Annotated in this window: 26 protein-coding genes and 3 tRNA genes; 17 read left to right on the top strand and 12 right to left on the bottom strand. The window is 70.9% G+C overall.

Annotated features, from left to right (window positions below):
- Both ACPEEZ_RS11645 and ACPEEZ_RS11640 read left to right on the top strand, forming a co-directional pair.
- Positions 1–1,146 carry an AMP-binding protein gene (locus tag ACPEEZ_RS11645; protein WP_423919047.1) on the top strand — a complete coding sequence of 382 codons (1,146 nt, stop codon included), beginning with the start codon at positions 1–3 and terminating at the stop codon, positions 1,144–1,146.
- Between the two features lie 32 nt (positions 1,147–1,178).
- A complete protein-coding gene (locus ACPEEZ_RS11640) occupies positions 1,179–2,135 on the top strand; it encodes a 1,4-dihydroxy-2-naphthoate polyprenyltransferase (protein ID WP_423919044.1) in 957 nt (318 codons plus the stop codon).
- Positions 2,136–2,191: 56 nt separating this feature from the next.
- On the opposite strand, the gene ACPEEZ_RS11635 is transcribed toward ACPEEZ_RS11640, so the two are convergent.
- Positions 2,192–2,443 (bottom strand): DUF4229 domain-containing protein, encoded by a 252-nt coding sequence (locus ACPEEZ_RS11635; protein ID WP_423919041.1) that lies wholly within the window; start codon positions 2,441–2,443, stop codon positions 2,192–2,194.
- Positions 2,444–2,522: 79 nt separating this feature from the next.
- Between ACPEEZ_RS11635 and ACPEEZ_RS11630 the strand changes: the two genes are divergently transcribed.
- The 3 genes from ACPEEZ_RS11630 (at position 2,523) to ACPEEZ_RS11620 (ending at position 5,659) form a co-directional block, all read left to right on the top strand.
- Entirely contained in the window at positions 2,523–2,882 is a 360-nt protein-coding gene (locus ACPEEZ_RS11630) for a PLD nuclease N-terminal domain-containing protein (protein WP_423919039.1), read from the top strand.
- A 19-nt stretch (positions 2,883–2,901) separates the two neighbouring features.
- Positions 2,902–4,668: a 2-succinyl-5-enolpyruvyl-6-hydroxy-3-cyclohexene-1-carboxylic-acid synthase gene (gene menD / locus ACPEEZ_RS11625; protein ID WP_423919036.1), complete on the top strand. Its 1,767-nt coding sequence runs from the start codon at positions 2,902–2,904 to the stop codon at positions 4,666–4,668.
- Between the two features lie 139 nt (positions 4,669–4,807).
- The gene (locus ACPEEZ_RS11620) at positions 4,808–5,659 is read left to right on the top strand and encodes a PPK2 family polyphosphate kinase (protein ID WP_423919034.1); all 852 of its coding nucleotides are present in this window, start codon (positions 4,808–4,810) and stop codon (positions 5,657–5,659) included.
- A gap of 205 nt (positions 5,660–5,864) precedes the next feature.
- On the opposite strand, the gene ACPEEZ_RS11615 is transcribed toward ACPEEZ_RS11620, so the two are convergent.
- On the bottom strand, positions 5,865–7,319 hold the full coding sequence (locus tag ACPEEZ_RS11615; RefSeq protein ID WP_423919031.1) for an MFS transporter: 1,455 nt from the start codon (positions 7,317–7,319) through the stop codon (positions 5,865–5,867).
- Entirely contained in the window at positions 7,316–8,548 is a 1,233-nt protein-coding gene (locus ACPEEZ_RS11610; RefSeq protein ID WP_423919028.1) for an isochorismate synthase, read from the bottom strand. The genes ACPEEZ_RS11615 and ACPEEZ_RS11610 overlap by 4 nt, the downstream gene beginning before the upstream one ends.
- Before the next feature lie 52 nt (positions 8,549–8,600).
- Here ACPEEZ_RS11610 and ubiE point away from each other — a divergent pair, with 52 nt between their 5' ends.
- From ubiE to cls, 5 genes are all read left to right on the top strand, one after another.
- The gene (ubiE, locus tag ACPEEZ_RS11605) at positions 8,601–9,305 is read left to right on the top strand and encodes a bifunctional demethylmenaquinone methyltransferase/2-methoxy-6-polyprenyl-1,4-benzoquinol methylase UbiE (protein WP_423919025.1); all 705 of its coding nucleotides are present in this window, start codon (positions 8,601–8,603) and stop codon (positions 9,303–9,305) included.
- A gap of 135 nt (positions 9,306–9,440) precedes the next feature.
- On the top strand, positions 9,441–10,511 hold the full coding sequence (locus tag ACPEEZ_RS11600) for a polyprenyl synthetase family protein (protein ID WP_423924265.1): 1,071 nt from the start codon (positions 9,441–9,443) through the stop codon (positions 10,509–10,511).
- 140 nt (positions 10,512–10,651) lie between these two features.
- On the top strand, positions 10,652–12,043 hold the full coding sequence (locus ACPEEZ_RS11595) for an FAD-dependent oxidoreductase (protein WP_423919022.1): 1,392 nt from the start codon (positions 10,652–10,654) through the stop codon (positions 12,041–12,043).
- Between the two features lie 28 nt (positions 12,044–12,071).
- Positions 12,072–12,560, top strand: a complete 489-nt coding sequence (locus tag ACPEEZ_RS11590) for a YajQ family cyclic di-GMP-binding protein (protein WP_423919020.1) — start codon at positions 12,072–12,074, stop codon at positions 12,558–12,560.
- A 7-nt stretch (positions 12,561–12,567) separates the two neighbouring features.
- On the top strand, positions 12,568–14,034 hold the full coding sequence (cls, locus tag ACPEEZ_RS11585) for a cardiolipin synthase (protein ID WP_423919017.1): 1,467 nt from the start codon (positions 12,568–12,570) through the stop codon (positions 14,032–14,034).
- 128 nt (positions 14,035–14,162) lie between these two features.
- Here the strand turns inward: cls and ACPEEZ_RS11580 are convergent, their stop codons facing one another.
- The gene (locus ACPEEZ_RS11580) at positions 14,163–15,041 is read right to left on the bottom strand and encodes a DUF559 domain-containing protein (RefSeq protein ID WP_423919015.1); all 879 of its coding nucleotides are present in this window, start codon (positions 15,039–15,041) and stop codon (positions 14,163–14,165) included.
- A 281-nt stretch (positions 15,042–15,322) separates the two neighbouring features.
- On the opposite strand from ACPEEZ_RS11580, the gene ACPEEZ_RS11575 reads away from it, so the two are divergent.
- The 3 genes from ACPEEZ_RS11575 to ACPEEZ_RS11565 all read left to right on the top strand — a co-directional run bounded on the left by ACPEEZ_RS11575 (position 15,323) and on the right by ACPEEZ_RS11565 (position 17,708).
- Positions 15,323–15,404, top strand: a tRNA-Tyr gene (locus tag ACPEEZ_RS11575).
- An 89-nt stretch (positions 15,405–15,493) separates the two neighbouring features.
- The gene (locus ACPEEZ_RS11570) at positions 15,494–16,297 is read left to right on the top strand and encodes an inositol monophosphatase family protein (protein ID WP_423919012.1); all 804 of its coding nucleotides are present in this window, start codon (positions 15,494–15,496) and stop codon (positions 16,295–16,297) included.
- Between the two features lie 235 nt (positions 16,298–16,532).
- Complete coding sequence (locus ACPEEZ_RS11565) at positions 16,533–17,708, top strand: M23 family metallopeptidase (protein WP_423919009.1); 1,176 nt, start codon at positions 16,533–16,535, stop codon at positions 17,706–17,708.
- 156 nt (positions 17,709–17,864) lie between these two features.
- On the opposite strand, the gene ACPEEZ_RS11560 is transcribed toward ACPEEZ_RS11565, so the two are convergent.
- Complete coding sequence (locus tag ACPEEZ_RS11560) at positions 17,865–19,583, bottom strand: glycoside hydrolase family 13 protein (protein WP_423919006.1); 1,719 nt, start codon at positions 19,581–19,583, stop codon at positions 17,865–17,867.
- A gap of 56 nt (positions 19,584–19,639) precedes the next feature.
- On the opposite strand from ACPEEZ_RS11560, the gene ACPEEZ_RS11555 reads away from it, so the two are divergent.
- Positions 19,640–20,608, top strand: coding sequence for an aldo/keto reductase (locus ACPEEZ_RS11555; protein WP_423924263.1), 969 nt, complete (start codon positions 19,640–19,642; stop codon positions 20,606–20,608).
- A 30-nt stretch (positions 20,609–20,638) separates the two neighbouring features.
- Here ACPEEZ_RS11555 and ACPEEZ_RS11550 read toward each other — a convergent pair whose 3' ends face one another.
- Positions 20,639–21,202 (bottom strand): 2'-5' RNA ligase family protein, encoded by a 564-nt coding sequence (locus ACPEEZ_RS11550; RefSeq protein WP_423919003.1) that lies wholly within the window; start codon positions 21,200–21,202, stop codon positions 20,639–20,641.
- A gap of 126 nt (positions 21,203–21,328) precedes the next feature.
- Between ACPEEZ_RS11550 and ACPEEZ_RS11545 the strand changes: the two genes are divergently transcribed.
- Positions 21,329–21,400: transfer RNA gene (locus ACPEEZ_RS11545), tRNA-Thr, on the top strand.
- A gap of 34 nt (positions 21,401–21,434) precedes the next feature.
- Positions 21,435–21,508, top strand: a tRNA-Met gene (locus ACPEEZ_RS11540).
- Between the two features lie 61 nt (positions 21,509–21,569).
- Here the strand turns inward: ACPEEZ_RS11540 and ACPEEZ_RS11535 are convergent.
- From ACPEEZ_RS11535 to ACPEEZ_RS11525, 3 genes are all read right to left on the bottom strand, one after another.
- Positions 21,570–21,980: a VOC family protein gene (locus ACPEEZ_RS11535; protein ID WP_423919000.1), complete on the bottom strand. Its 411-nt coding sequence runs from the start codon at positions 21,978–21,980 to the stop codon at positions 21,570–21,572.
- A 45-nt stretch (positions 21,981–22,025) separates the two neighbouring features.
- Positions 22,026–22,724 (bottom strand): helix-turn-helix transcriptional regulator, encoded by a 699-nt coding sequence (locus ACPEEZ_RS11530; protein WP_423918998.1) that lies wholly within the window; start codon positions 22,722–22,724, stop codon positions 22,026–22,028.
- Positions 22,725–23,020: 296 nt separating this feature from the next.
- A complete protein-coding gene (locus ACPEEZ_RS11525; RefSeq protein ID WP_423918995.1) occupies positions 23,021–23,584 on the bottom strand; it encodes a GrpB family protein in 564 nt (187 codons plus the stop codon).
- A 164-nt stretch (positions 23,585–23,748) separates the two neighbouring features.
- Between ACPEEZ_RS11525 and ACPEEZ_RS11520 the strand changes: the two genes are divergently transcribed.
- Complete coding sequence (locus ACPEEZ_RS11520; protein WP_423918993.1) at positions 23,749–24,057, top strand: hypothetical protein; 309 nt, start codon at positions 23,749–23,751, stop codon at positions 24,055–24,057.
- Here the strand turns inward: ACPEEZ_RS11520 and ACPEEZ_RS11515 are convergent.
- The 3 genes from ACPEEZ_RS11515 to ACPEEZ_RS11505 are packed head-to-tail and all read right to left on the bottom strand — an operon-like array spanning position 24,044 to position 26,535.
- A complete protein-coding gene (locus ACPEEZ_RS11515) occupies positions 24,044–25,060 on the bottom strand; it encodes a hydroxyacid dehydrogenase (protein ID WP_423918990.1) in 1,017 nt (338 codons plus the stop codon). The two genes, ACPEEZ_RS11520 and ACPEEZ_RS11515, sit on opposite strands and share 14 nt — an antisense overlap.
- On the bottom strand, positions 25,053–25,676 hold the full coding sequence (locus tag ACPEEZ_RS11510) for an RraA family protein (RefSeq protein WP_423918987.1): 624 nt from the start codon (positions 25,674–25,676) through the stop codon (positions 25,053–25,055). The genes ACPEEZ_RS11515 and ACPEEZ_RS11510 overlap by 8 nt, the downstream gene beginning before the upstream one ends.
- A gap of 31 nt (positions 25,677–25,707) precedes the next feature.
- Positions 25,708–26,535: an IclR family transcriptional regulator gene (locus ACPEEZ_RS11505; protein WP_423918984.1), complete on the bottom strand. Its 828-nt coding sequence runs from the start codon at positions 26,533–26,535 to the stop codon at positions 25,708–25,710.
- Between the last annotated feature and the right edge of the window lie 41 nt (positions 26,536–26,576).

Here is a 26,576-nt window from a genome sequence, read left to right as displayed (position 1 = left end):
ATGAGCAGGCCGTTGCGCGTCGTCGACGCGCGTCACCCCGAGGAGGTGCTGGTCGCCCTGCGAGACGCCCTCGCCGGCGGCCCCGCCGTCACCCCGCGCGTCGATGGCACGATCCCCGCCGACCTGCCCCCGACGGTCTCCGCCCCCGTGGCGCTCGTCGTCGAGACGAGCGGCTCCACGGGGCGCCCGAAGCGCGTCGAGCTGACGTCGGACGCGCTGCTGGCCGGGGCCGCCGCGGCCGACGGCGCCCTCGGCGGGCCGGGGCACTGGCTGCTCGCGCTCCCCGCGCACTACATCGCCGGGCTCAACGTCCTCGTGCGCTCGATCGTGGCCGGCACCGAGCCGGTCCTCCTGCCGACGGGGCACTTCGACCCGGCCGTCTTCGCCGAGGCGGCGTCCCGTCTCGACCCGCCGACCCGCTACATGTCGCTCGTCCCGGCTCAGCTCGGTACCCTGCTCGACGCGGCGGCCCGGGCGTCCGGCGAGTCCGTGCTCACGGCACTCCGGTCGTTCGACGCCGTGCTCGTCGGCGGGCAGGCGACGCCCCTGGCACTCGTCGAGCGGGCCAGGGCCGCCGGGGTGCGCATCGTCCGGACCTACGGCTCGAGCGAGACGAGCGGAGGCTGCGTGTACGACGGCCGACCGATCGGGCAGACCCAGGCCGAGGTCGTCGACGGCGAGATCCAGCTGGCCGGGCCCTCGCTCGCGTCCGGCTATCTCGGCGACGGCGCCCGCACCGACGCGACGTTCGTGATGCGCGACGGGCACCGCTGGTATCGAACCGGCGACACCGGGGCTCTCGACGCCGACGGCACGCTACGGGTGACGGGGCGACTCGACGACGTGATCGTGTCGGGTGGCGAGAAGGTCTCGCTCGCGGTGGTCGAGCGGGCCGTGCGGGAGCAGCCCGGGTTGTCCGACGCCGTCGTGGTCCGCGCGGCGCACGATCGGTGGGGAGAGGTGCCGGTCGTGGTGACCGACACCGTGCCTCCGGCGCTCCAGGCCTTGCGTGCCGCGGTCGTCGCCGAGACGGGCCGCGCGGGCGCGCCCGATCGGATCGTGCGCGTCGACGCGGTGCCCCTGCTGGCGAGCGGCAAACCCGATCGGGCGGCCCTCACGCGGCTCGTCGCCGGGTCCCGCGTCTGAGGCACGTCGGGGCTGCAAAGTAGAATCGCCGGGTGGCGAAGACCAAGACGGCGACGAAGACACCGACCAAGAAGCGCAGCGGCAGGCCCGGAGGGCGACCGGGGCGTCAGCCCGTCCGCCGGGTGACGGCCCGCGACTGGATCGGCGGAGCCCGCCTCCGCACCCTGCCGCTCGGCATCGCGCCCGTCGCGCTCGGCACCGGCGTCGCCCGCGCGAACGGCAGCTGGGACCTGCCCCTCGCCCTGCTCTGCCTGGCCGTCGCCCTCTTCTTGCAGATCGGCGTCAACTACTCCAACGACTATTCGGACGGCGTCCGCGGCACGGACGACTTCCGGGTCGGGCCGTCGCGTCTGACCGGGTCGGGTGCGGTCAAGCCGAAGACGGTGCTGCGGGTCGCCCTCGTGTTCTTCGGTCTCGCGGCCGTGGCCGGCCTCGTCATCGTCGTCGTGACGCAGTACTGGTGGATGCTCGCGGTCGGCGCCGCCTGCGTCGTCGCGGCCTGGTTCTACACCGGGGGCAAGCGGCCCTACGGCTACAACGCGCTCGGCGAGGTGTTCGTCTTCGTGTTCTTCGGCCTCGTGGCGACGGTCGGCACCACGTTCGTGCAGCTGCACGAGTTCCCGTTCGATGCCTGGGTCGCGGGCATCGTGGCGGGCCTGTTCGCCTGCGCCGTGCTGATGGTCAACAACATCCGCGACATCCCGCAGGATGCGGCGGCCGGCAAGCGCACGCTGGCCGTCGTCGTGGGCGACACGGTGGCCCGGGCGCTGTACGCGCTCTTCCTGCTGCTGCCGTATCTGATCCTCGTGTACTTCGCGCTGCTGTACTTCCACGCGCCGTTGGTCTACTTCACACTGATCGTCGCGGTGCCGGCCGCCGTGATCGGGGTCACGGGAAAGACGCCGCGGGAGCTGATCCTCGCGCTGCAGCTGTCGTCGCTGTCGGCGCTGCTCTACGCGCTCGGACTCGGCGCCGCGATCTTCTTCTAGCGGCGGGGGTCCGGCGCGGCGAGGGGTCAGCGCGGCCGGGTTCAGCGCGTCGAGGTTCAGCGCTCGTCGAGCGCGTCGTCCTCGGCGACCGAGTCGTCGTCGCGCTTCTCCGGCGCGGCACGCCGCGTCGCCAGGCTGAGGGCGACCTCGCGCCGCAGTCGGTAGAAGAAGATGTACGACAGGCAGAGGCCTACGATGGCGGCGATCAAGGTCGCCCACAGGGGGTCGATGCCGATCACCAGCAGCACCGCGAGCACGACCGCGAAGAGGCCGAGGCGGACGATCGTGTAGGTGATCCAGGGTTTCACCCGAGAAGTCTACGACCGGTGCGCTGACCGCTCTCCACGTACCAGGCATCCCCAGGTTCGGCAGCCTAAGATCGTCGGCATGGTGAAGTTTCTCATCGTTGCGATCGTCGCCGCGGCAGCCTTCATCATCTATGCCCTGATCGACTGCCTGTTCGCCGAGTCCTCCCGATTCCGTGCTCTGAACAAGCCCCTCTGGGCCCTCATCATCGTCGTGCTCCCCGTCATCGGTGCCGTCCTCTGGCTCTGGCTCGGTCGTGCGAGAAAGAACGACCAGCCCGCACCCCGCCGCTTCATCGCCCCCGACGACGACCCCGAGTTCTCCGGTCGGTCACGGCCCATGCCGGGCGACCTCGATCGCGAGACGACCGACGAACGCATCCGACGCCTCGAAGAAGAGCTCGCCGAGCTCGACGGCGACGACAAGTCCAGCAACGCCTGACGCGGCGACCGCCTTTCCCGTGGCCCGAAGCACCAGTCCCGCGACCGATTACGCGGTCGCCCTCCTCGCCGAGCTGATGGACGCGGGTGTCCGTGACGTCGTCCTCAGCCCCGGGTCGCGATCCCAGGCCCTCGCGCTGGCGGCCGCCGAGTTCGAGAAGGCCGGGCGGGTCCGTCTCCGCGTGCGCATCGACGAGCGCTCGGCCGGGTTCCTCGCGCTCGGGCTGTCGATCGAGACCGAGACGCCGACGGTCGTCGTGACGACATCGGGGACGGCGGTGGCGAACCTGCACCCGGCCGTGCTCGAGGCGCATCACTCGGGTGTGCCCCTCATCGTCGTCACAGCCGACCGCCCGGTGGAACTGCGCGGCATCGGCTCGAACCAGACGACGCAGCAGCCCGGCATCTTCGGGGCCGCCGTTCACTTCGAGCGCGACATCGAGGCGCCCACCCACGAGGGCTTCGACGACGGCGCCGTCCGGTCGCTCGCCCGCGAGGCCGTGAGCAGTGCACTCGGCCGATCGTCGTCACCCGGTCGACCGGCCGCGCCGGGCCCCGTCCACCTGAACGTCGCGTTCCGTGAGCCGTTGTCGGCCGTGGTCGCCGAGCTGCCCCCGTCGAGTCCGGCACCGATCGAGCCGGCTCACGACTCCGCTCGGCTCCGCGCCCACGGGACGTCGATCGATCTGGCCGTCGACGACGTGCCCGCCACCGTCGTCATCGCCGGGCATGCCGCCGGTGCCGAGGCCGAGCGGGTCGCCCGCGAGCTCGGAGCCCCCCTCGTCGCCGAGGTCTCGAGCGGTGCCCATTTCGGGCCCCAGCTCGCTCTGTCGTACCGTCGGCTGCTCGCCGACGCCGACTTCGGCGGCGCCGTCCGCCGCGCCGTCGTGTTCGGGCATCCGACGCTCAGCCGAGAGATCCCGGCGCTGCTGAAGCGGAGTGACGTCGAGGTGGTCGTCGTCCGCGGGCGGGCGGCCGAGGCGTACGACCCGAGTCGCTCGGCGACCGTGGTCGACGCGGTCGAGGTGACCCGTGCCTCCTCGGCGTCCCGGGGGAGCGACGACGACGCGCCCTCGCCCGACGATCGGGCGCACCGCGCCTGGGTCGGTCAGTGGGTGCACACGGGGCGTCGGCTCGTCGGCGACGACGCGACCGCGCCCGATCTCGACGCGGCGACGTCGGACTCGGCGCGCGAGCGGGCGGCGTTCATGCGGGGCGAGGTCGAACTGCTTCGCCGGGCCGTGACGCGCGAGTACCTGGCCGACGCGCTCTGGGGCGTGACCTGGCCGCACGATCGACTCGTGCTCGGGGCATCGCGGCTGATCCGCGAGGTCGATGTGCGGGTGCCCGGCAAGCGCATCTCGGTGCACGCCAACCGCGGGCTGGCCGGCATCGACGGCACCGTCGCGACGGCGTCCGGCATCGCGCTGGCACACCAGGCCGACGACCCGAAGGCCGGGGTCACCCGCGTGCTGGTCGGCGACCTGACCCTGTTGCACGACGCCGGGTCGCTCCTGTTCGGCGACGGCGAGGTGAGACCGCGCGTGCAGGTGATCGTCGGCAACGACGGCGGGGGCACGATCTTCGACGGGCTCGAGGTGGCGGCATCCGCACCCCACGACGCGATGACGCGCGTGCAGTTCACCCCGCAGACCGTCGACCTGTCCGCTCTGGCGTCGGCGTACGGCTGGCGGTACGTCCGCGCCGAGAGCCGGTCGGATCTCGATCGCGCGCTCGTCGCCCCCGGCGACGGTCCCGTGCTGATCGAGGTTCCGCTCGCTCGCTAGTGCGGCTTACCGATCTGACTCGCTGACGAGGCCCTCGTGGGTTCCAGTCGTGTCGGGCGTCGGTGCGCGTCCGAATGCGCGTCGCAGTGTGCGTCGCCGTTCCCGGTCGCCGGTCATCCGGCGGTCGTAGGCTGCGGACATGGCCAAGACCTGGACGACCCCGCCCTCTGACGCTCTCCGCGCCTCCTCGGATCTCGTGCTCGCCGATGTCGACACCCGGTCGACACCCGGGTTCGCGGGTGACAAGGCGTACGCGGCCCAGACCCTCGAATCGGGGCGCGAGGCCCTGTCGGAACTCCAGGAGAAGCTCTTCGCCGGCAGCCGCACGGGCGGTGACCGGGGCAACGTGCTGCTCGTGCTGCAGGCGATGGACACCGCAGGCAAGGGCGGCATCGTCCGGCACGTGGTCGGCGCGGTCGACCCGCAAGGTGTGCACCACCACGCCTTCAAGGCGCCGACCGAGGACGAGCTCGCCCACGACTTCCTGTGGCGGATCCGGCGAGAGTTGCCCGGGCCCGGGATGCTCGGCGTCTTCGACCGCTCGCACTACGAGGACGTGCTCATCGGCAAGGTACGCGAACTCGCCCCGCTGGATGAGATCGAGCGCCGCTACGCGCAGATCGTCGAGTTCGAGGACGAGCTGGTCGCGAACGGCACGACTGTCATCAAGGTGATGCTGCACATCTCGTTCGAGGAACAGAAGAAGCGCCTCGCCGAGCGCCTCGAACGGCCCGACAAGTTCTGGAAGTACAGCCCCGGCGACGTCGACGAGCGCAACCTCTGGACGGACTACCAGGGGGCGTACGAGACGGCGATCCAGCGCACGTCGACGGATCGGGCTCCGTGGTTCGTCGTCCCCGCCGACCGCAAGTGGTACGCCCGCGTCGCCGTGCAGCGGCTGCTGATCGACGCCCTGCGCGGTCGCGACCTGAGCTGGCCACCGGCGCACTTCGACGTCGAACTCGAGAAGACGCGACTCGCCGCCTCCTGACCCGCCCGCCGACTCCTCTCGAACGATGTGACCCGTCGGGTCGATGTTTCCGTCCGACATCGGCCGGAAGCGACACTTCGTTGGGGGTGGTGCAGGCGGGGGCTCCTCGTGACCCGACTCCTCCCGAACGATGTGACCCGTCGGGTCAATGTTCCCGTCCGACATCGGCCGGACGCGACACTTCGTTGGGGAAGGGAATCGCGAGCTACGACGCCTTGGCGATGCGGACGGCGTCACCGGCCCCCCGGGGGAGTCGGAACCCCTCGACCATGCTCGCCAAGGCGACGACGGCGAGCACGATGAGCGCGACGCGGTAGCCGATCAGATCGGTCCCGTCCCCGCCGGGCGCGAGAATGCCGTCGGCGGCGCGGACGGCGAGGGCGCTGAGCGCGACGCCGAGTCCGATGGCGAGCTGCGACGTGATCGACGAGATGGCGTTCGCGGACGACATCTGACCGGTCGGGACGTCCGCGAACTGCAGCGTGTTGTACGCGGTGAAGCCGACCGACCGGAACGCCCCGCTGAGCACGAAGACGACCGCGATCAGGACGACCGACGTGTCGGGTCGCAGCAGTGCCGCCGCGACGAACGTCGCCGCGAGACCCACCGTCGCCACGAGCGCGATCGGCACGAGTCGGAACCGCCGCATCAGCGGAGTCGTCAGCGGCTTGATCGCGAGGTTGCCCGCGAACACCCACATCAGCATCAGGCCGGCCTCGGTGGGCGTCCAGCCGAAGCCGTCCTGCAGAAGCAACGGCAGCAGGAACGGGGCACCGTTGACGACGGCCCGGTAGACGCCGCCGCTGAGGTTCGTCACCCGGAAGGTCGGGATGCGGAACGCCGCGAGATCGAGTAGCGGTCGAGCCCGACTCCGGAACCACCGGGACGCCCCCAGCCAGAGCAGCAGTGCGACGACCAGCAGAGCGACCCCGAGCCAGACCGTCGACACGTCGGGCAGCACCTCGAACGCGAGGACGAGTGCCACGATCCCCGCGACGAGCAGCAGAAGGCCGACGACGTCGAGCGGTGCCCGGTCGAGTCGGGGCACCTCGGGCACCACGCGTGCGGCGACGACGAGCAGGGCGACGCCGATGGGCACGTTGACGAGGAAGATCCAGGGCCACCCGGCGTACTGCGTGAGCACGCCGCCGACCAGCGGGGCGATGATCGGCGCGACCAAGGCCGGCCAGGTCAGGTACGCGATGGCGCGGATCAGTTCGGTCTTGCTCGTGCCGCGCAGCACGATCAATCGGCCGATCGGCACCATCATGCTGCCCGCGAGGCCCTGCACGACGCGGGCGCCGGTCAGCCAGCCGAGACCCGGGCTGAACGCGCAGGCCAGCGACGCGACGGTGAACAACACGACGGCCCAGAGGAACACGCGTCGCGCGCCCCACCGCTCGGCCAGCCACGCACCCAACGGGATGAAGGCGGCGGTCGCGACCAGATAGCTCGTGACGGCGATGCCGACGGAGGCCGGCTGCACCCCGAAATCACGAGCCATGGAGGCGGTGGCCGTCGACAGGATCGTGGCGTCGAGATTCTCCATGAAGAACGCCGCGGCCACGACGAGCGCAACGGGCCGGGACCACGCGGCGACCTGGGCAGCCGAGCCCGGCGCAGGCGTGCCCTGCGCAGGCGCGCCGTCGGGCGCCGTCATGCGCCGAAGGCCTGCACGACGGGCTGGAACTTCATGCCGGTCTCGGCCGCCTCGCGCTCCGGGACGGAGTCGGCCACGACACCCGCGCCCGCGTAGGCGGTCACCGTGCCGTCGGGGGCCACGTGGGCGCAGCGCAGGGCGATGGCCCACTCGCCGTCGCCGTCGGCGCCCACCCAGCCGACCGGCCCGGCGTAGCGACCACGGTCGAACGGCTCGAGTCGACGGATCAGGTCGAGTGCCGCCTCGGTGGGGGTGCCGGCGACCGCGGCCGTCGGGTGCAGGGACGCGATCAGGTCGAGGGAGCTCGACCCGTCGGTGAGTCGTCCGCGGACATCGCTGGCGAGGTGCCACAGGTTCGGCAGTTTGAGCGTGAACGGCTGCTCGCCCGTGACGATGTCGGTCGCGTGCGGCCCGAGCGACAGCAGGAGGCTGCGGAGGGCGAACGCGTGCTCGTCGAGATCTTTCGACGACGTCGCCAACGCGAGCGCCGCATCCTCGTCGCTGATCGCGTCGACCCCGCGGGAGGCGCTGCCGGCGAGTACGCGCGCGCTGACGACGCCGCGCTCGGTCTTCACGAGGGTCTCGGGGCTCGCGCCGATCAGGCCGTCGACGGCGAACGTGAAGCAGTCGGGGTAGCCGCCCTGGAGGGTCCGGGCCACGAGGCGCAGGTCGGCCTCGACCGGCAACCGCCCCACCAGGGTGCGGGCCAGCACGATCTTGCTGACGTCGCCGACCGTGATCGACTCGACGGCCGAGGCGACGATGCCCGCGTAGCCGGTCTCGTCGAGCTCGCCGGGGACGAGCGGGACCCTGAAGGAGGCGCCGGCCGCGTGCCCATCGGGCAGCTCGGCCCCGTCGACGCGCGTGATCCACGCCACGCCGTCGCGTCGGCCCACGACGATGCGCGGCACGATCAGGACGCTCTCGGCGGCCGACTCGTCGTCGAAGGCGAACGAGCCGAACGCGACGAGACCGGTGCCCGGCAACCGGACGTCGTCGGCGACCGTGGCGCGTGACGCGAGGTCGCGCCAGGCGGCCGCGGCATCGACCATGCGGGTGGGGCCGGTGAACGTGAGACGGACCGCTTCGCCGATGCCCGCGATGCCCTCGTTACCCCGGACGAAGATCAGGGGAGACCGGGCGTCGACCGAGGTGAGCAACGGGCTGACGTGGTCGATGCGGGTCGTTCGGACATCGAGATCGGGGGCGGGGAACTCGGGGTCGTTCACCGATCCAGCCTACTCGGGCGGTCGCCAGGGCATGCCGGTAGGATCGGCTCTCGTGACCAAGGCCGATATGAACAAGCAACCGAGCGAGGTCGCGTCCATGTTCGACGGCGTCGCCCGGCACTACGACCGCACGAACGACGTGCTCTCCGCGGGCAACGCCGTCCTGTGGCGCATCGCCACCGTCAAGGCCATCGGCGCGGCGTCCGGTGAGAAGGTGCTCGACATCGCCGCGGGCACGGGCACCAGCTCGGTCGCCATCGCGAAGCACGGCGCCGAGGTCATCGCACTCGACTTCTCGTCCGGGATGGTCGAGGTCGGTCGTGAACGTCACCCCGAGATCGAGTTCGTCGAAGGCGACGCCGAGAAGCTGCCGTTCGACGACGACACGTTCGACGCCGTCACCATCTCGTTCGGCCTCCGCAACGTGAACCGGCCGAAGCAGGCGCTCGCCGAGATGTACCGCGTGCTCAAGCCCGGCGGTCGCGTCGTCATCTGCGAGTTCTCGACCCCGCCCCTCCCGCCGATCCGTGCCGCGTACCGCACCTACCTCAAATACGGCATGCCCCTCGTCGCGCGCCTGACGAGCAGCAACTCGCCGGCGTACTCGTACCTCGCCGAGAGCATCGAACAGTGGCCCGAGCAGCAGGTGCTCAGCCAATGGCTGCGCGGTGCCGGGTTCACCCGCGTCGCGTACCGCAATCTCACGACGGGCATCGTCGCCCTCCACCGTGGGCGCAAGCCTTCGACGAAAGGGTGACCCCCTGTGAACGCGAGTAGCTCGACCTCGGGCGACCCGACCTCCGGTGGAGCGGTGCCCGCGGGCGGCGGCTCCACGGGAGTCGTCTCGAGTGGTGCCCCGACGCGCCCGGCCGCCGAACGACGGGCCGCCTCGTTGAAGACCTCCCTCGGTCTCGGCGAGCGCCTGTTCGCGTCGCCGACCGAGCGCCGCTTCGTCGCCGCCGTCGACGCCGGTCTCGACCAGGTCGAAGAGGGGCTGCTCCGCGAGATCTCGTTCGCCGACGACCTCGCCGACGCCACGACGCGCTACCTGTTCGCCGCGGGCGGCAAGCGGGTGCGGCCGACGCTCACCCTGCTCATCTCGCAGCTCGGTGACGGCGCGACCCCCGGCATCATCGCGTCGGCCCAGGCCACCGAGATCACCCACCTCGCGTCGCTCTACCACGACGACGTCATGGACGAGGCGCAGATGCGCCGCGGTGTGCCGAGCGCCCAGAACGTCTGGGGCAATTCGGTCGCCATCCTGGCCGGGGACCTGCTGTTCGCCCGGGCCAGCAGCATCGTGTCCGGTCTCGGCCAAGAGGCGATCCTGCTGCAGGCCGAGACGTTCGAGCGGCTCTGCCTCGGGCAGCTCCACGAGACGATCGGGCCCAGCGAGAGCGACGACCCCATCGCGCACTACCTCGACGTGCTCGCCGACAAGACGGGTTCGCTCATCTCGACCGCGGCGCGCGCCGGCATCATGTTCTCGGGGGCGTCGCGCGACTACCTCGGGCCGGTCGCCGAGTTCGGCGAGAAGATCGGCATCGCGTTCCAGCTCGTCGACGACGTCATCGACCTGTCCGACCAGGCCGACGAGACCGGCAAGAAGGCCGGCACCGACCTCCGCGCCGGCGTCGTCACCCTGCCCGTGCTGTACCTCCGTCGCGAGGCGCAGACCGACGTCGAGGCGGCGGCCCTGCTGGCCGACATCGATCGCATCGTCGAGGCGAGTCGCGAGGACGCCGATGGCCCCGAGGGAACCGCCCTCGACGCGGAGTCCGCGGACGCGGAGTTCGCCGACGTCGTCCGGCGACTCCGCGAGCACGACGTGACGCGCCGCACCCGCGCCGAGGCCCACCGTTGGGCCAACGAGGCGCTCGCGGCCCTCGACGCGCTGCCGTCCGGTTCGGTGAAGAAGGCCCTGACCCGGTTCGCCGACCAGGTGGTCGAGCGCACCGCCTGACCCGACCCGTGCCTCCTCGGCTCCGAACGTGAGCCGAGGGCCGATTCGACCCCGAACCGCGCGACGCCCTGGAGGCGCGGCGGAAGAACCCAGACCAGACTGAAGCCACACCAGCCTCAAGACAGACAAGAGAGACACAAGTGACCACGTTGCGACTGGCCATCGTCGGAGCCGGCCCCGCCGGTATCTACGCCGCGGACATCCTGCTGAAAGCCGAGAAGGCGTTCGACGTCTCGATCGACCTGTTCGAGCAGCTGCCCGCCCCCTACGGTCTGGTGCGCTACGGCGTCGCCCCCGACCACCCGCGTATCAAGGGCATCGTGAACGCGCTGCGCGACGTGCTCGACAGCGGGGACATCCGGGTCTTCGGCAACGTGCGCTACGGCGTCGACATCACGCTCGACGACCTCAAGAAGCACTACAACGCCGTCATCTTCTCGACCGGTGCGATCAAGGACGCCGACCTCGACATCCCCGGCATCGATCTCGACGGCAGCTACGGCGCCGCCGACTTCGTCAGCTGGTTCGACGGACACCCCGACTTCCCGCGCGAGTGGCCGCTCGAGGCGAAGTCGGTCGCCGTCGTCGGTGTCGGCAACGTCGCGCTCGACGTGTCCCGCATCCTCGCGAAGCACGCCGACGACCTGCTCGTCACCGAGATCCCCGACAACGTCTACGCCGGGCTCAAGGCGTCCGAGATCACCGACGTGCACGTCTTCGGCCGCCGCGGCCCGGCGCAGGTGAAGTTCACCCCCCTCGAGCTGCGCGAGCTCGGCGAGGTGCGCGACGTCGACATGATCGTCTACGACGAGGACTTCGACCACGACGAGGCCTCGAAGACGGCTATCGCGACCAACAAGCAGGTCTTCGTCATCGACAAGGTGCTGAACCAGTGGCGCGAGCGCGAGGTCGGCGCCGCGTCGCGTCGTCTGCACCTGCACTTCTACGCCAACCCCTCCGAGGTCGTCGGCGACGAGCACGGGCGCGTGGCCGCGTTCCGCTACGAGCGCACGCGGCCCGACGGGCAGGGCGGCGTCGAGGGCACCGGCGAGTTCCGCGAGGTCCCCGTGCAGGCCGTGTACCGCGCGGTCGGCTACTTCGGGTCGCCGCTCGACGGCATCCCGTTCGACGAGCGTCGCGGCGTCGTGCCGAACCACGAGGGCCAGGTCATGGACGACGACAACCAGATCGTTCCCGGCGTGTACGCCACCGGCTGGATCAAGCGCGGTCCCGTGGGCCTCATCGGTCACACCAAGAGCGACGCGATGGAGACGGTCAAGCACGTCATCACCGATCAGGCGAGCTGGTGGCAGCCGGAGGACCCGAGCGAGGGCGCCATCGACGAGCTGCTGCACGAGCGCGGCGTCGAGTACACCGACCTCGAGGGCTGGCACCGTCTCGACGAGCACGAGCAGGCGCTCGGGGCGGCCCACGAGCACGAGCGCGTGCGCGTCAAGGTCGTGCCGCGCGAAGAGATGGTCAGCGTCTCTCGCGCCTCGGCCGACGCTTCGTCCGCCGCCGAGAGGGCCTGAACCCCGCGCGTTCGTTAGGCTGTCCGGCATGGCAGATAGCTCTTTCGATGTGGTCAGCAAGGTCGACAAGATGGAGGCGGACAACGCCCTCCACCAGGCGCAGAAGGAGATCGAGCAGCGATACGACTTCAAGGGCGTCGGTGCATCGGTCGACTGGAGTGGCGAGAAGCTCTTGCTCAAGGCCAGCACGGAGGAGCGCGTCAAGGCCGTGCTCGACGTGCTCGAGTCGAAGTTCATCAAGCGCAGCATCAGCCTGAAGCACCTCGACGCGGGCGACCCCTTCGCCAGTGGCAAGGAGTACCGCATCGAGGCCGCGCTCAAGCAGGGCATCGACCAGGAGCAGGCGAAGAAGATCAACAAGATCATCCGCGACGAGGGCCCGAAGAGCGTCAAGAGCCAGATCCAGGGTGACGAGCTGCGCGTGCAGTCCAAGAGCCGCGACGATCTCCAGGCGACCATGGCGTTGCTGAAGAAGTCCGACGTCGACGTCGATCTGCAATTCGTCAACTTCCGCTGACCGTCCGATGACGGAACCGTCCTGGGTGGGCCCTGCGCTCGCCGTGATCGGCGTGCTCTTCGACATCGCGATCCGCGTGTTCGCGATCGTGTACGTGCCGATCAACCGCCGGCCGCAGACGGCGACGGCCTGGCTGCTGGCGATCTTCTTGATCCCCTACGTCGGTTTCATCCTCTTCCTGCTGCTCGGCAGCACGAAGCTGCCGCGACGTCGTCGCGAGAAGCAGCAGGAGATCAACAAGTACATCATCGAGACGACCGAGGGCATGGACCGCGTGAAACGCGACCACCCGTGGCCCCTCTGGCTCGACTCGGCGATCGAGCTCAACCGCAAGCTCGGCGCGATGCCGCTCGTCGGCGGCAACCGCGCCGAGCTCTTCCCCGACTACGACGAGTCGATCGCCGCGATGACGAAGGCCGTCGACGAAGCGCACCGCTGGGTGCACGCCGAGTTCTACATCACGTCCCTCGACGCCACGACGGAGCCGTTCTTCATCGCCCTCGAGAACGCGCGTCGCCGCGGTGTCACGGTGCGCCTCCTGATGGACCACATCGCGTCCCGCGGCTACCCGGGGTATCGCCGAACCAAGCGCCGACTCCGCCGTCTCGGAGTCCAGTGGCACCTCATGCTGCCGGTGCAGCCCCTCCGCGGCCGCTGGCAGCGACCCGATCTGCGCAACCACCGCAAGCTGATGGTCATCGACGGCGTCGTGGCGTTCACGGGCTCGCAGAACATGATCGACCGCGGTTACCAGCGCCGGAAGAACAGAAAGCGGCATCTCGCCTGGAAAGACCTCATGGTGCGGTTCGAGGGGCCGATCGTCGCCGGTATCAACGCGCTCTTCGTCACGGACTGGTACAGCGAGACCGACGAGCTGCTGCTGCGCGAGGCCGACCCGGTCAGCACGGTCGACCCGTTCGACACGCTCGACTGCCAGGTGGTCCCGAGCGGCCCCGGCTTCGACGGCGAGAACAACCTGCGCCTGTTCAACACGCTGCTCTACAACGCGCAGGAGCGCATCATCATCACGAGCCCGTACTTCGTCCCGGACGAGTCGATGCTCTACGCGATCACGACGGCGGCCCAGCGGGGCATCGAGGTGCAGCTGTTCGTGAGCGAGATCGGCGATCAGGCCGTCGTCTATCACGCGCAGCGGTCGTACTACGAGGCGCTGCTCAAGTCGGGTGTGCGCATCTTCCTGTACCGCTCGCCCACGGTGCTGCACGCCAAGCACTTCACGATCGACGACGAGGTGTCGGTGATCGGGTCGAGCAACATGGACATGCGGTCGTTCAGCCTCAACCTCGAGATCTCGGTGATGATCCGCGGCCGGCGCTTCAACCAGCGCCTCCGCGAGATCGAGGACGACTACCGCCACAACAGCCGCGAGCTGCTGCTCGACGAGTGGCAGACGCGCCCCCTCCGCTCGAAGGTCCTCGACAACGTCGCCCGCCTGACCGCCGCCGTCCAATAGCCGGTCGCCGGGGGCGCCGCCCGCGCCTCCCCGGCCTCCCGCACCGCACCTCCTTCGCACTGTGCGACCGTTTCGGCCGGGAGGCGGCGATAGCTCGGCGTGTCGGCGCCGTTCGTGGCAGAACGGTCTCATCGTGCCGGTGCGTGGTTCGCGAGAGTCGTCATGACGGTCTCGAGCACGGCATCGAAGTCGAACATGATCTGCGGGTACGAGAACTCGAGCACGATGAAGCCGAGCCGATGCAGGTCGGCGATGCGCCGACGGTCACGGTTGTACTGCTCGGGGGAGCCGTGGTGCTCCACGCTTGCGCATTCCACGATCAGCCAGCCGTCGATGAGCAGATCGACCCGGTACGAGTCCGTCACCCACACCTGCGCCGAGCAAGACAGCCCTGCCCGCGCGAATCCGACGCGGGCGATCGACTCCGTCCCCGCCTCGGCACGGGCGTCCGTCTCGGTGAGCACGGAGTGCAGCCTCTTCGGCAGCCGCGAGCGGACGGCCTTCAGCTGCTGCGGAGTGAGGAGGCGCCGGTTCAGCATCGAGTCGATGACGGCGATGGCCACAGGGGCGTCGTGCGAGCGGACGAGCTGCACGATCGCCGTCTCGGGGCTGACGACGGCGCGTTCCCGGCGAGGGTCGAGGCGGTCGAGATCGCGGAGGATGACGACATCGGGGTGGCGATCGGGAAGGCGTGATCCGGAGTCCTCGGGCTCGCGAAGTCGCTGGCTGTTGTGTCGGACGCTGACGAAGAGCGGGTGGGCGTGTGGCGCCCACCCGCCGTGGTGAACGGCGGCAGACGCGGATGCGAGCACGCCTCCGACTCGCGCGGCCCTCAGGATGTCCGGGCTGAGGCTCGGCAGAGCGTACGTCCCATGTCGGACCCTGATGACGGCGCCCGCCGCCCACGCAGCCTCGAGCGATTTCGGGTGGACGCCGAAGCGCAGTATCTCGTGTCGGGCGGCGACGCCGCCGAACATCCTCATCGCGGTGCTGAGTCGTTCGTCCATCTGGCCACCTTTGCCTCAACTGTCTGAGGCTGGCGACGGTGGCGAGGCCGGATGTGGACAGGAGGCGCGGATCGGCCGCTGTGGGGGACTCGAACCCGAGCACAATGCGACCGTTTCGCAATTTGCGACCGATTGCGCGCCTCCTGAGGGGGTGTTTCGCCGAGACGGTCGCAAATTGCGAAGAGGCGGGGGCAGGCAGGGGCGGTGGTCGAGAGGACCCTCCGGAGGCTGTATATTTGTCTGGCGCCTCCGGTCGGTGAACACATGGGCTGGGCGTGCATGGCAAGTTACCCAAGCGGCCAAAGGGATCTGACTGTAAATCAGCCGGCGTAGCCTTCGGGGGTTCGAATCCCTCACTTGCCACCCGTGTCGTCATGTCACCGATATGACAAAGACACCTCGAAGAACGGACTCGACGCGGGTCCGTTCTTCGCGTTAACGACGGAGGCGCCGTGCCGACCACTGCAGAGCTGCTCGAGATCGCCACGACCGTCGCCCGCGAGGCGGGCGAGCTGGCCCTCCGGAGGCGCGGTGAGGGAGTCCGGATCGCCGCCACCAAGAGCTCCCTCGTCGACGTCGTGACGGAGACCGACCGCGAGGTCGAGGAGTTCATCCGGGCTCGCCTGGCCGAGCTCGCCCCCGGCGACGGCTTCTTCGGCGAAGAGGGCGCCCCCGACGAGTCGACCACCGGTCGCACCTGGGTCGTCGACCCGATCGACGGCACGGTCAACTTCGTCTACGGGATACCGGCCTGGGCCGTGAGCGTCGCGGTCGTGGACGGCGGTGCCGATCCGCTCATCTGGCGTGCCCTGGCCGCCTGTGTCGTCAACCCGAGCAGCGGCGAGGTCTTCACCGCGTCCCTCGGGGGCGGTGCCTATCTGGACGGCGAGCGGCTGGCCGTCTCGCGACCCGACTCCCTGGCCGAGACGCTCGTCGGCACGGGCTTCTCCTACGACGCCGAGCGTCGCGTCGCCCAGGCGGCAGCCGTGCAGGGGATCATCGGCGAGGTCCGTGACATCCGTCGCATCGGCGCCGCGGCTCTCGACCTCTGCTCGGTCGCCGCCGGTCGTCTCGACGCGTACGTCGAGCGAGGTCTCAAGCCGTGGGATCACGCCGCGGGGGTCTTGATCGCCGAAGAGGCCGGCGCCCGTGCTCGGGGCGAGGGTGGTCGACGGCCGAGCGCCTCGTTGACGGTTGTGTCGGCGCCGGCGATCGCCGACGAGCTGGATGCCCTGCTCGACCGCGCGGCGGTGTGACACGCCCGTGTCGATCCGTGTGAGCGCTCACGATCGACCACACGTGTTGATCGATACTCACTGTATATCAGCCGTGAAATACGACCTGGCCCCCGAACGCGGGTAGCCATCTGCGCTCACGCTTGTTAGTCTGATTCGGTTCGTTACTTTCCTGTGATGCAAACACGAGGTAGCGGCCGAGACGACGAGAGCTGAACCTGGCCTCCGACCCCGACACTCCGAGGACTCCTTACACGTGACGAAGAACGAGCAGATTGCCGAGAACGACGGCGCCGCCCCCGCGACCCGTCCCACGACCGGCAACCTGCCCGAGGCTCCCGTCTACATGACCCGCCGCGAGGCCCGCGAGGCGGAGCGTCGCGCCGAGGCCGAGCGCCTGGCCGCCGAGGGTGCTCCGCTGGCGACTGCCGCCGAGACCGAGCCTGCTACCGCGCCTGCGCCTGCCGCCGCGCCCGCCGCCGACACCGTGCCTTCTGTCGCGACCCCCGCCGCCGAGGCTCAGGCCGACGACGCGTCCGCCGACGCCTTCCTCGCCCTTCCGACCGTCGACCTGCCTGCCTCCGAGGGCTCGGTCCGCCCCGTGCGCGTGGGTCGCTCGACGCGATCGAGCACCGCCGTCCGCACGGTGTCGCGTGAGTCGTCCCGCTCGGGTCGCCGCGCCTCCTCGTCCGCTCACGCGACGTCGGCGGCCGCCGCATCCGTCCGTGGCGGCTCGTCCTTCGGCCGCACCACGAAGAAGGTCACGGCCGTCGGGGCCATGCTGTTCGCCGGCGCCATGCTGGTCGCGACGTCGCTTCCCGCCAACGCGTTCTTCGTCGACACCCCGGCGGTCACGGCTGCCAAGAAGTCGGCGGGCGCCCAGAGCTTCATCGCCGACGGCCCCGCCGTCGACGGTGACGTCTCGCGTGACGGCTACAGCGTGACCGAGCAGGTCAAGACGGCCCAGTACGCCTCGAACAGCGCCAGCACGTTCTCGAACGACGTCAACGGCACGGTGCAGTGGCCGTTCCAGTCGGGTGTGCCGATCAGCAGCGGCTTCGGTGCCCGCCAGGTCGCGAACTGCAGCTTCTGCTCGACGTTCCACGAGGGCCTCGACTTCGTGCCCGGTGCCGGGTCGCCCATCCAGTCGATCGCCGACGGAGTCGTCCAGAAGGTCGACGGCCCCTCGGGCGCCCTCGGCAACAACGTCTGGATCGAGCACACCGTCAACGGCCAGAAGGTCGTCAGCGTCTACGCCCACATGCAGACCGGCTCCGTCACGGTCAAGAAGGGCGACAGCGTCACGGTCGGCGAGATCATCGGCAAGGTCGGCAGTACCGGTAACAGCACGGGCGCACACCTGCACTTCGAGATCGTCATCAACAGCGTGCCGGTCGACCCGTACCCCTGGCTCGTCGCCAACACGAACTAGCTGACCCGCGCCTCCGGCGATTCGGCCGACCCGCGCCTCCTGCGCTTCAGCCGAGCCGCGCCTCCGCGCGCTCGCGAAGAACCTCGTTCTGGCCACTGAACCTCGTTACAACGAGGTTCAGTGGCCAGAACGATGTTCTGCCGCGCGAGCGCCGCGTCAGGCGGTGTGCCGCAACCAGGCGGCGGCGTTCGGCGGCAGGGCCGGTCCGTCGACGATCATGGTCGCCAGCACGACGTCGCCGACGGGCAGCTCGACCGCCACGTCGCCCGTGTTCGCGACGACCGTGACGTCTCCGTTGCGGAACGCCACGACCTCGTCGCCGAAGCCGTCGAGCCACTCGACCCGCCCTGAGCCGAGGTCGAACTCGGAGCGCAGGCGCAGTGCCAGCTTGTAGAGCTCGAGCGTCGACCCGGCGACGCCCTGCTGCTCGTCGCGCGCGTACGTCGACCAGTCGGTCGGCTGCGGCAACCAGGAGGCGCCGGTCGGGCTGAATCCGAACGCGGCGGCTCCCGACTCCCAGGGCAGCGGCACGCGGCAGCCGTCGCGCCCGTAGCGTTCGCCGTCGGTGCGGAACCAGGTCGGGTCCTGGCGCGACTCGTCGGGTAGGTCGATCGCCTCGGGCAGGCCGAGCTCCTCACCCTGGTACAGATACGCGCTGCCGGGCAGGGCGAGCATGACGGCCGACGCGGCGCGGGCGCGCGCGAGACCCAGCTCGGGGATGGGCAGCCCGGCGCTCTTCGGCCCGATGCCGTAGCCCTGCGGGTTCTCGGCCGTGAGGGCGAGGCGGCTCGCGTGCCGCACGACGTCGTGGTTCGAGAGCACCCAGGTGCTCGGGGCTCCCACGCTCGCGAAGACCTCGATCGAGGCATCGACGACGCGGCGGATCTCGGCCGCCGACCAACCGGTCTCGAGGTACGAGAAGTTGAAGGCCTGCTGCATCTCGTCGGGGCGGACCCAGTCGGCGAGCTTGGACAGCGGCTCGACCCAGGCCTCGGCCACGAGCACCCGGTCGCCCTCGTATTCGTCGAGGACCTGGTGCCACGTGCGGTAGATCTCGTGAACGCCGTCCTGGGCCCAGTACGGCGGCGTCGGCCCGGAGACCTGCCCGCCGCCCATGCTGCCCGCCTCGGTCGGAGGGGTGTAGTCGGGCAGGCCGTCGGCCTTGATCATGCCGTGGGCGACGTCGACGCGGAACCCGTCCACACCCCGGTCGAGCCAGAAGCGGAGCACGTCGATGAACGACTCGCGAACCCAGGGGTCGGTCCAGTCGAAGTCGGGCTGCGAGGAGTCGAACAGGTGCAGGTACCACTGACCGGGGGAGCCGTCGGCCTCCGTGATGCGCGTCCAGGCGGGCCCGCCGAAGACGGACTCCCAGTTGTTGGGCGGCAGGTCGCCGTCGGCACCGAGACCGTCGCGGAACATGTAGTGCCCCCGCTCGACCGAGCCGGGGCCGGCGGCCAGTGCGGCCTGGAACCAGGGGTGCGCCGACGAGCTGTGATTGGGCACGAGATCGACGATGAGTCGCAGGCCGAGCTCGGTGGCGCGGGCGCGCAGGGCGTCGAAGTCGGCCAGCGTGCCGAAGAGCGGATCGACGTCGGTGTAGTCGGCGACGTCGTAGCCCGCGTCCTTCTGTGGCGACGTGTAGAACGGCGACAGCCAGACGGCGTCGACGCCGAGGTCCACGAGCGAGTCGAGGCGGGCCGTGATGCCGGGCAGATCGCCGATGCCGTCCCCGTCGGAGTCGGCGAACGAGCGGGGGTACACCTGGTAGATGACGGCGCTGCGCCACCACTCGCCCTTGGCGTCCTGTGCCGTCTCGAGGGCGGCATCCGAGGCGGGCGGAGTGATCGTGTCAAGGGTGTCGTCAGAAGACATGCGCCCCACGATATCGGCTACCGTTTGTCGAACGACCCCCTCTGATTGGCTCTGCTCTGAACTCCTCTGCGAATAGCGTCTCCACCGCCTTCTTCGGTGACGAGCAGCCCTTCCCGCTCGCACTCGGCACGAACGTGTTCGGGTGGACGGTGGGGGCGCCGACGGCGCTCGAGGTGCTCGACGTGTTCACCGGTGACGGGGGTCGCGTGGTCGACACGGCCGACGTCTACTCGGCGTGGCTGCCCGGCAACTCCGGTGGCGAGTCGGAGGCGATCATCGGTCGGTGGCTCGCGCGCCCGGGCAACCGCGAGAAGGTCGTGCTGAGCACGAAATGCGGTCAGCACCCCGACGCCCCGGGGCTCACCCGGGCGAGCATCCGACTCGCGGTCGAGGGGTCGCTGCGGCGGTTGCGCACCGACCACATCGACCTCTACTTCACGCACTTCGACGACGACGAGACCCCTCTCGACGAGACGGTCGGCGCCCTGAGCGAGCTCGTCGACGAGGGCAAGATCGGGTTCCCCGCCGCCTCGAACTACACCGGAGCACGCCTCCGCCAGGCCCTCGCGATCGCCGACCGCGACGGTCTGCATCCCTTCGCGGCCGTGCAGCCGGCCTACAACCTCGTCCGCCGGGCCGAGTACGAGCAGGATGTCGCCCTGATCGTCGACCACTTCGGCCTCGCGGTCCTGCCCCACTCGTCACTGGCCAGCGGATTCCTGACCGGCAAGTACGGCCGCGACACGGGCCGCGGCGACTCGCCCCGCGGCAGTCGCGCCCTCAGCTATCTCACCCCGCAGAACCAGGGCACGCTGGAGGTGCTGGCCGAGATCGCGACCCGGCAGGCGGTCGGTCTCGGTGCGGTCGCCATCGCGTGGTTGGCGTCTCGGGCGAACGTGGTCGGCGCGCTCGCGAGCGCGCGCACGGCCATCCAACTGGAGGGGCTGCTCGAGTCGGCCCGCGTCGAGCTCACGGTCGACGACGTCGCCGCGCTCGACGCGGCATCGCAGCCGGCCGACGACTGAGTCGACGACGAGGTCGTCGTCGCGCCCCGTCTAGAGGGTCGTGATCGTGCGCTCGGTGCTGTCCCACCGACGAGCCTGGACCGCGGAGGCGCGGGGCGAGCGGGCATCGCCGCCGTCGGTCGGCGGGGCGATGGGCTCCACGGCGTCGAGGGTCTCGATCGCGGCCGCGAGCTGCTCCGGGGTGAGGCGATGCGCGAGCGTGACGTGCGGGGTCCAGTGGTCGGGCGTGGTGTGGCGTGCGTCGGGGGCCGTCGCGGCGACCGGCGCGGCGCGGTGCGCGGCCCGGTGCAGCTCGAGCAGGGCTGCCGAGACCACGACGGGGCGGACGAGGACGAGCCCGCGCGGGGGAGCACCGAAGACGAGCAGCGACCCGAGCTCGATGGCGAGAGGGAGGGCCGGTGACGCGAACAGCTCGCGGAGCGCCTCGTCGTGGACGGGCTCGATGAGGGGCCGCGCGAGTAGCGTCACGTGCGGCGCGTTCGACTCGCCGGCATGGTTCTGCTGGCTGGGCAACCCGGCGGCCGCGAGGGCCGCCCACTCGGCTCGGATGGCGGCGTCGGTCGCGTCGTCGAGCAGGAGTTCGATGCTGTGCATGAGTCGATCTTGGTCGCCCGGGCGCTGCTCGGGCCGCCTGACGCCGTGTGACATCGGAGCCCTCCCGGCTCTGCTACCCTTGTCTGGTGCCGATCGGCCGCGGGTCTCCCGCGGCCGGGCGCACACGCCCCGATAGCTCAGTGGCAGAGCACTTCCTTGGTAAGGAAGAGGTCGTCGGATCAATCCCGACTCGGGGCTCTGGTCGCCCGCGGTTCGCCGCGAGGCGCCCTGCGGCGGGGTAGCTCAGTTGGTTAGAGCACACGGCTCATAATCGTGGTGTCGCGGGTTCAAGTCCCGCCCTCGCTACCGCAAGGCCCTCCGATTCGAGTCACCTCGATCGGAGGGCCTTTCTTGTCGGAGCGCGCGTTCAGCGGGCGATGTCGGCGAACTTCACCCGCGCCTCCGGCGTCACCGGGGTGAAGACGTTGACGAGCGTGCCGTCGGGGTCGCGGAGCAGGAGCGACCGGTTGCCCCACGGCATGAGTGTCGGCGATTGGACGACCGTCACGTCGACGTCGTCCCCGAGAGCGGCGAAGAGCGCGTCGACGTCCTCGACGATGAACTCCACGATCGCCGATCGGTTCGCCGCAGGGGACGCGGACCCGGGGCCGAACAGCGCGACGGTCTGCGTGCTGCCGATCGCGAGGGTGCCGTTCGGGGTGCGGAGCTCGGCGAACGAGGGAGTCGGGCGGTCGGCGATGATGCCGGTCACACGCTCGTAGAAGGAGACGAGTCGGTCGACGTCGTCGGTGATGAGTCGGACGGAGATGAGGTTCATGACAGCCATGCTCACGGCCCCCGTCGACACCGTCCTGTCGGTGTTTCAGAACAGGGCGAGCGTCGTCAGGTCTCCCTCGGGGACCTGGACGTCGTCGGTCGTGACGAGACGCCGGGGTGCGATCTCCCTCGTGGCCGTGGCCTGCTCGATCCGATCGAGTCGGAATGCGCGCAGGCCGTCGCGGAGGCGGCACCAGCCCAGGAGGTACCAGCCGGCGGTCGACCCGACGTAGCCCACGGGTTCCACGTCACGCGTCGTGAGGCGCCCGGCCTTGTCGGTGTAGCGGAGGCGGAGGACGCGCCGCGAGGACACGGCGTCGGCGAGGACGGCGGGTGGCGGTGACTCAGGAGGCGCGGCTCCGATGAAGTGCACCCGCGCGGCCAGGTCGGCTGCCGCACGCGCACGATCGTGCTGCATCGCAGCGAGCACCTTGCGGAGCGCGACACCGCCGGCACCCGAGAACGGCGAACCCGCCAGGCCGCGGAGGGCGACGGCGATCGCGACCGCCTCGTCGGCCGTGAAGTTCATCGGCGGCAGGGTGTGGTCGCGGTCCAGGCAGTAGCCGCCCGTGCGTCCGGGTTCGGCCCAGATCGGGGTCCCCGCCTGTTGCAGGGCGGAGAGATCGCGTTCGATGGTCCGTCGGCTGACCTCCAGTCGTGCGGCGAGCCAGGTCGCGCTCCGCGGGCGGGGCGAGACCGCACGGAGCTCCTCGACGAGCGCGTACAGGCGGTCGGTTCGATTCACGCTCCGACGATAGGCGCTGCACCGGGGCGCGCCGCGCACCAGAGCGCGCCGTACAGACACCGAAGCGCCCGGGCCAACCCGAATGGCCCGGACGCTCGGTCAGAGCCGTCCCGGTGGGTTCGGCTCTGGTTCAGGGAAGTCCGAACCCGAACGGACAGGCCCTGAATCCCTAACGTTAGGGGAGGGTTGGGTCGGGGGCGAGTCGGCATCTTGGCGGACCCGCGCTGACCCGCGCGGACCGGGCGCACGGCGCGGGGCACGGGCAGGGGGCACGGGGCACGGGGCGCGGCCACGGTTCAGATGCGCGCCGCCCTCGCGCGCTGCTTGATCTCCGCGATCACGTCGTCCTTGGCATCGGCGTAGTCGTTGGTGTCGCTCCAGCTCCGAGTCATGAGGTCTCGTTTGACGCGTTCGTAGCGGGCACGATCGTCGGCGTCGGATCGCAGGTGATCGCGGAGCAGCAGGTACTCCGACACCGCGGCGTCTCCGCGCTGATAGAGATGCACGTGAGTGTCACGGGCGGCCGTGCGGACGAGCCGGTGACCCGGCTCGCGCACGCGCAGCAGGTATCCGGCGGCGAGCAGGGGCTCGAGGTAGTCCTCCTCGGCCGTGATGTCGGGCACGGCGACGACGATGTCCACGATCGGCTTGGCGGCCAGCCCCGGCACGGAGGTCGATCCGATGTGCTCGACGTCGACGTCGACGGCCGACAGCGCATCGACGATGCGCGCCCGGTGCTCGAGGTAGTCCGCGGCCCACCGCGCGTCGTGCTCGTGCAGCTCGACGCGGAGGGGCTCCGGCCCGCCGACGAGGTCGAGGGTCGAGACGTCGGGTCGACGCGGGTGGATCGTCTTCGGCATGGCCGCTCTCTTCGCTCTCACCGCCCCTCGGGGCGACATGGTCAGCCCGCGAACGTATCCCAGCGGCGAGGCGAGCGCAACGCGTCGCCGGCGGCCCCTCGCAGAGGGGGGCTGACCACGGGGCCGTCCGATGCCAGGCTCGGTGCATGTCCGACGCTGTGAGGGTGTCCTCTCGATGGCACCTCGTGTGGGCGATCCCGGGCGGTCTGCTCGCCGGTCTCACGGGGTTCGTCGTCGGCTTCTACCCCTGGTGCGGGACGGAGCAGTGCGCTGTCTTCGACCCGGGTCGATATGCGCTGCAGACCTTCGCCGCGTTCCTGATCACCCTCGTCGGCGGTTCAGCGGGCGGCGCGGTGACCGTCCTCGCTCCCTGGTCTTCACGTCGGCGGCATCGTCTCCGTCTCGCCGTCGGTGTCGCCGCCCTGCCGGTGGCTTTCGCGCTCTGGTATGCGGTGCACTTCACCGCCCGGTAGTCGCGGCGTCAGGTTGAAGGTAGCGACCCGCCTGCAGCACGCGGCGCAGGTGCCCGGCGGCCTCGTGTCCGACGCGGGCGAGCGCCTCGCGGGTCTGCCCGCCGACGTGCGGCGTGAGCACGACGTCCGGGCGCCGCCGGAGCGGGTGGTCCCCGGGCAACGGCTCGCGCGCCGTGACGTCGAGGCCCGCGCCGGCGAGGTGACCGTGCTCGAGGGAGGCGACCAGCGCCTCCTCGTCCAGCACGCCGCCGCGCGACGTGTTGACGACGACGGCCCCGGCCGGCAGCAGCGCGAACTCGCGGGCGCCGATCAGACCGCGTGTGCCGTCGGTCAACGGCACGTGCACGCTGAGCACGTCGGAGGCACGGAGCAGGTCGTCGAGGGACGCGGGCTCCGCGCCTCCCGCCCGGATCGCGTCATCGGGCAGGTGCGGGTCGTGCGCGACGACCCGCATGCCCAGGCCGTCGCGGGCGATGTCGCCGACGAGGCGCGCGATGCGGCCGAAGCCGAGCAGGCCGAGGGTGGCTCCGGCGAGCTCGCGGCCGACGAGCGACGCCCGCTCCGGCGAGGACGGGGTGCGAGACCCCGTCGCCGCCAGCACGGGCCCGAGGCCGCGCCGCGTCGTCATGATCAGGGCGACGGCCAGCTCGGCCACCGAGCGGCTGTTCGCCGTCGGGGTGGTCGTGACGTCGATGCCCAGCTCGCTCGCGGTCGCGGTGTCGACGGTGTCGAGCCCGACCCCGTGCCGCGCGACGATGCGCAATCGCGGAGCCTGCCGCATCATGTCCCCGTCGACCCGCGCGGTGCGGAGCAGCACGCCCTCGACCTCGGGAGCGACCTCCGACCAGGCGACGGCCGCGTCACCCCAGCCGAGGCGCACGTCGGCCCACGCGAGCAGCGCCTCGACGACGTCGTCGGCGACGGGGGCCGGCACCCAGACGACCGGGCGGCGCTCGCCGGAGTCCGAGGCGACGGCGGCGGCGGGCGACGACTCGTCAATCACGGGGCGCCAGCCTCCGGTTGGCCTCGCGGCGTTGGCCCTCGCCGCGCAGCAGTTCGCGCGTCGCCGCGACGACCTCGGTGACGCGCGCCCTCGGCACGACCGCGACCCCGTCGTCGTCACCGATCACCCAATCGCCGGGAGAGACCGCCACGCCACCGACGGCGATGGTCTCGCCGACACGATAGGGCCCCGTCTTCCAGGGGCCGGCGGGGGTGACGGCGCGGGCGAACACCGGCACACCGAGCGTCTCCAACTCGACCACGTCGCGAGCAGCGCCGTCGAGCACGATGCCCGCGACGTCGAGCGCCTTGGCCTTCTCCGCGACGAGCTCACCGATCAGGGCGCGGGTCTCGTCGCCGCCGCCGTTGACGATGAGCACCTCGCCTCGGCGGATGCGCTCGAACGCCGCATGCAGGCCGGCGTTGTCGCCGGGTCGGGTCCACACCGTGAAGGCGGGCCCGCTCACGACGGCACCGCGCCACAGCGGCCGGACTCCGTCGACGACGCCGAAGCGGTCCATGGCGTCGCTCAGCGTGGCGACGGGTAGCTCGCCGGCGGCGGGCCAGGCGTGTTCTCCGCGCGCTGCAGCGGAGGGGGGAGAGGTCGGCAACGGCATCGGTGCTCCTGTCGGTCGGTGGTGGTGGTGGTCAGCCGAGCGCCGGTGGCAGCCCGGATCGGTCGACGTCGATCGCGGCCTCGTGCAGCGCCGCGACGAACCGCGCCACCGCCTCCTCCGTGAACCGGCTGGTGGGCCCGCCGACGGCGAGCACGACGGGCTGCGCCCGGTGCGGACGACGAGGAGGCGCGGTGTCGGCCACGAGGACGGCCACCCCGCTGTTGCCGGGCTCGCGTGCGCCGTGCGAGACGGCGTGCCCGTCCCGTCGGGCGCCTGCGACCCGCGACCGGACGTCGTCCCGATCGATTGCGGGGTCGTCGCCGGAGCGCCCGGCCTCGACCTCGTCGAGCGTGGACTCGATGGCATCGTCGGTCTCGGCGGCGAGCAGTACCGAACCCGCGGCGCCGATCCAGAGCGGCAGCTCGTCGCCGACCTGCACGACGTGTCGCAGCGAATGCGGGCTCGGCGACTGCGCGATGACGACCCGACGGATGCCGCTGCGCACGTAGAGGCTGACCGTCTCGCCTGTCTCGGCCGAGAGGGCGGCCATGCGCTCGCTCGTGGCGGCGGGCACGGTCCAGGCCGCTCCGGCGAACGCCCCCCAACGGATCAGGCGCGTGCCGACGGCGATCCGACCGTCGGAGCCGTGCTGCAGCATCCGCTCGGCGACCAGGGTGTCGACCAGTCGCAGCACGGTCGTGCGCGGCAGGCCCGTGGCGCGGACCAGCTCGGCGAGCGAGAGCGACGTCCTGTCGGGGGCGAACGCCTGCAGCAGATCGAGCGCTCGACTGACCGCACGGACCCCACCGGGGTCGGCTCTCGCCGTCGCCGTGGCGCGGGAATCGGCTGCCTCGGTCATGTCGTCGACCCCTTGCGCTCGGCCTTGCGGGATAGTTCGAC

The organism is Frigoribacterium sp. 2-23, from assembly GCF_049601585.1.
GTDB lineage: Bacteria > Actinomycetota > Actinomycetes > Actinomycetales > Microbacteriaceae > Frigoribacterium.
Note: the sequence above shows the minus strand (reverse complement) of the source record. Positions and strands in the feature narration are given on the sequence as shown.

Excerpts from the sequence above, each read along its gene's own strand:
- ACPEEZ_RS11645 (WP_423919047.1), top strand. The coding sequence starts at position 1 with ATGAGCAGGCCGTTGCGCGTCGTCGACGCGCGTCACCCCGAGGAGGTG.
- ACPEEZ_RS11630 (WP_423919039.1), top strand. The coding sequence starts at position 2,523 with ATGGTGAAGTTTCTCATCGTTGCGATCGTCGCCGCGGCAGCCTTCATC.
- ACPEEZ_RS11620 (WP_423919034.1), top strand. The coding sequence starts at position 4,808 with ATGGCCAAGACCTGGACGACCCCGCCCTCTGACGCTCTCCGCGCCTCC.
- ACPEEZ_RS11615 (WP_423919031.1), bottom strand. The coding sequence starts at position 7,319 with ATGACGGCGCCCGACGGCGCGCCTGCGCAGGGCACGCCTGCGCCGGGC.
- ACPEEZ_RS11590 (WP_423919020.1), top strand. The coding sequence starts at position 12,072 with ATGGCAGATAGCTCTTTCGATGTGGTCAGCAAGGTCGACAAGATGGAG.
- cls (WP_423919017.1), top strand. The coding sequence starts at position 12,568 with ATGACGGAACCGTCCTGGGTGGGCCCTGCGCTCGCCGTGATCGGCGTG.
- ACPEEZ_RS11580 (WP_423919015.1), bottom strand. The coding sequence starts at position 15,041 with ATGGACGAACGACTCAGCACCGCGATGAGGATGTTCGGCGGCGTCGCC.
- ACPEEZ_RS11560 (WP_423919006.1), bottom strand. The coding sequence starts at position 19,583 with ATGTCTTCTGACGACACCCTTGACACGATCACTCCGCCCGCCTCGGAT.
- ACPEEZ_RS11550 (WP_423919003.1), bottom strand. The coding sequence starts at position 21,202 with ATGCACAGCATCGAACTCCTGCTCGACGACGCGACCGACGCCGCCATC.
- ACPEEZ_RS11535 (WP_423919000.1), bottom strand. The coding sequence starts at position 21,980 with ATGAACCTCATCTCCGTCCGACTCATCACCGACGACGTCGACCGACTC.
- ACPEEZ_RS11525 (WP_423918995.1), bottom strand. The coding sequence starts at position 23,584 with ATGCCGAAGACGATCCACCCGCGTCGACCCGACGTCTCGACCCTCGAC.
- ACPEEZ_RS11510 (WP_423918987.1), bottom strand. The coding sequence starts at position 25,676 with ATGCCGTTGCCGACCTCTCCCCCCTCCGCTGCAGCGCGCGGAGAACAC.
- ACPEEZ_RS11505 (WP_423918984.1), bottom strand. The coding sequence starts at position 26,535 with ATGACCGAGGCAGCCGATTCCCGCGCCACGGCGACGGCGAGAGCCGAC.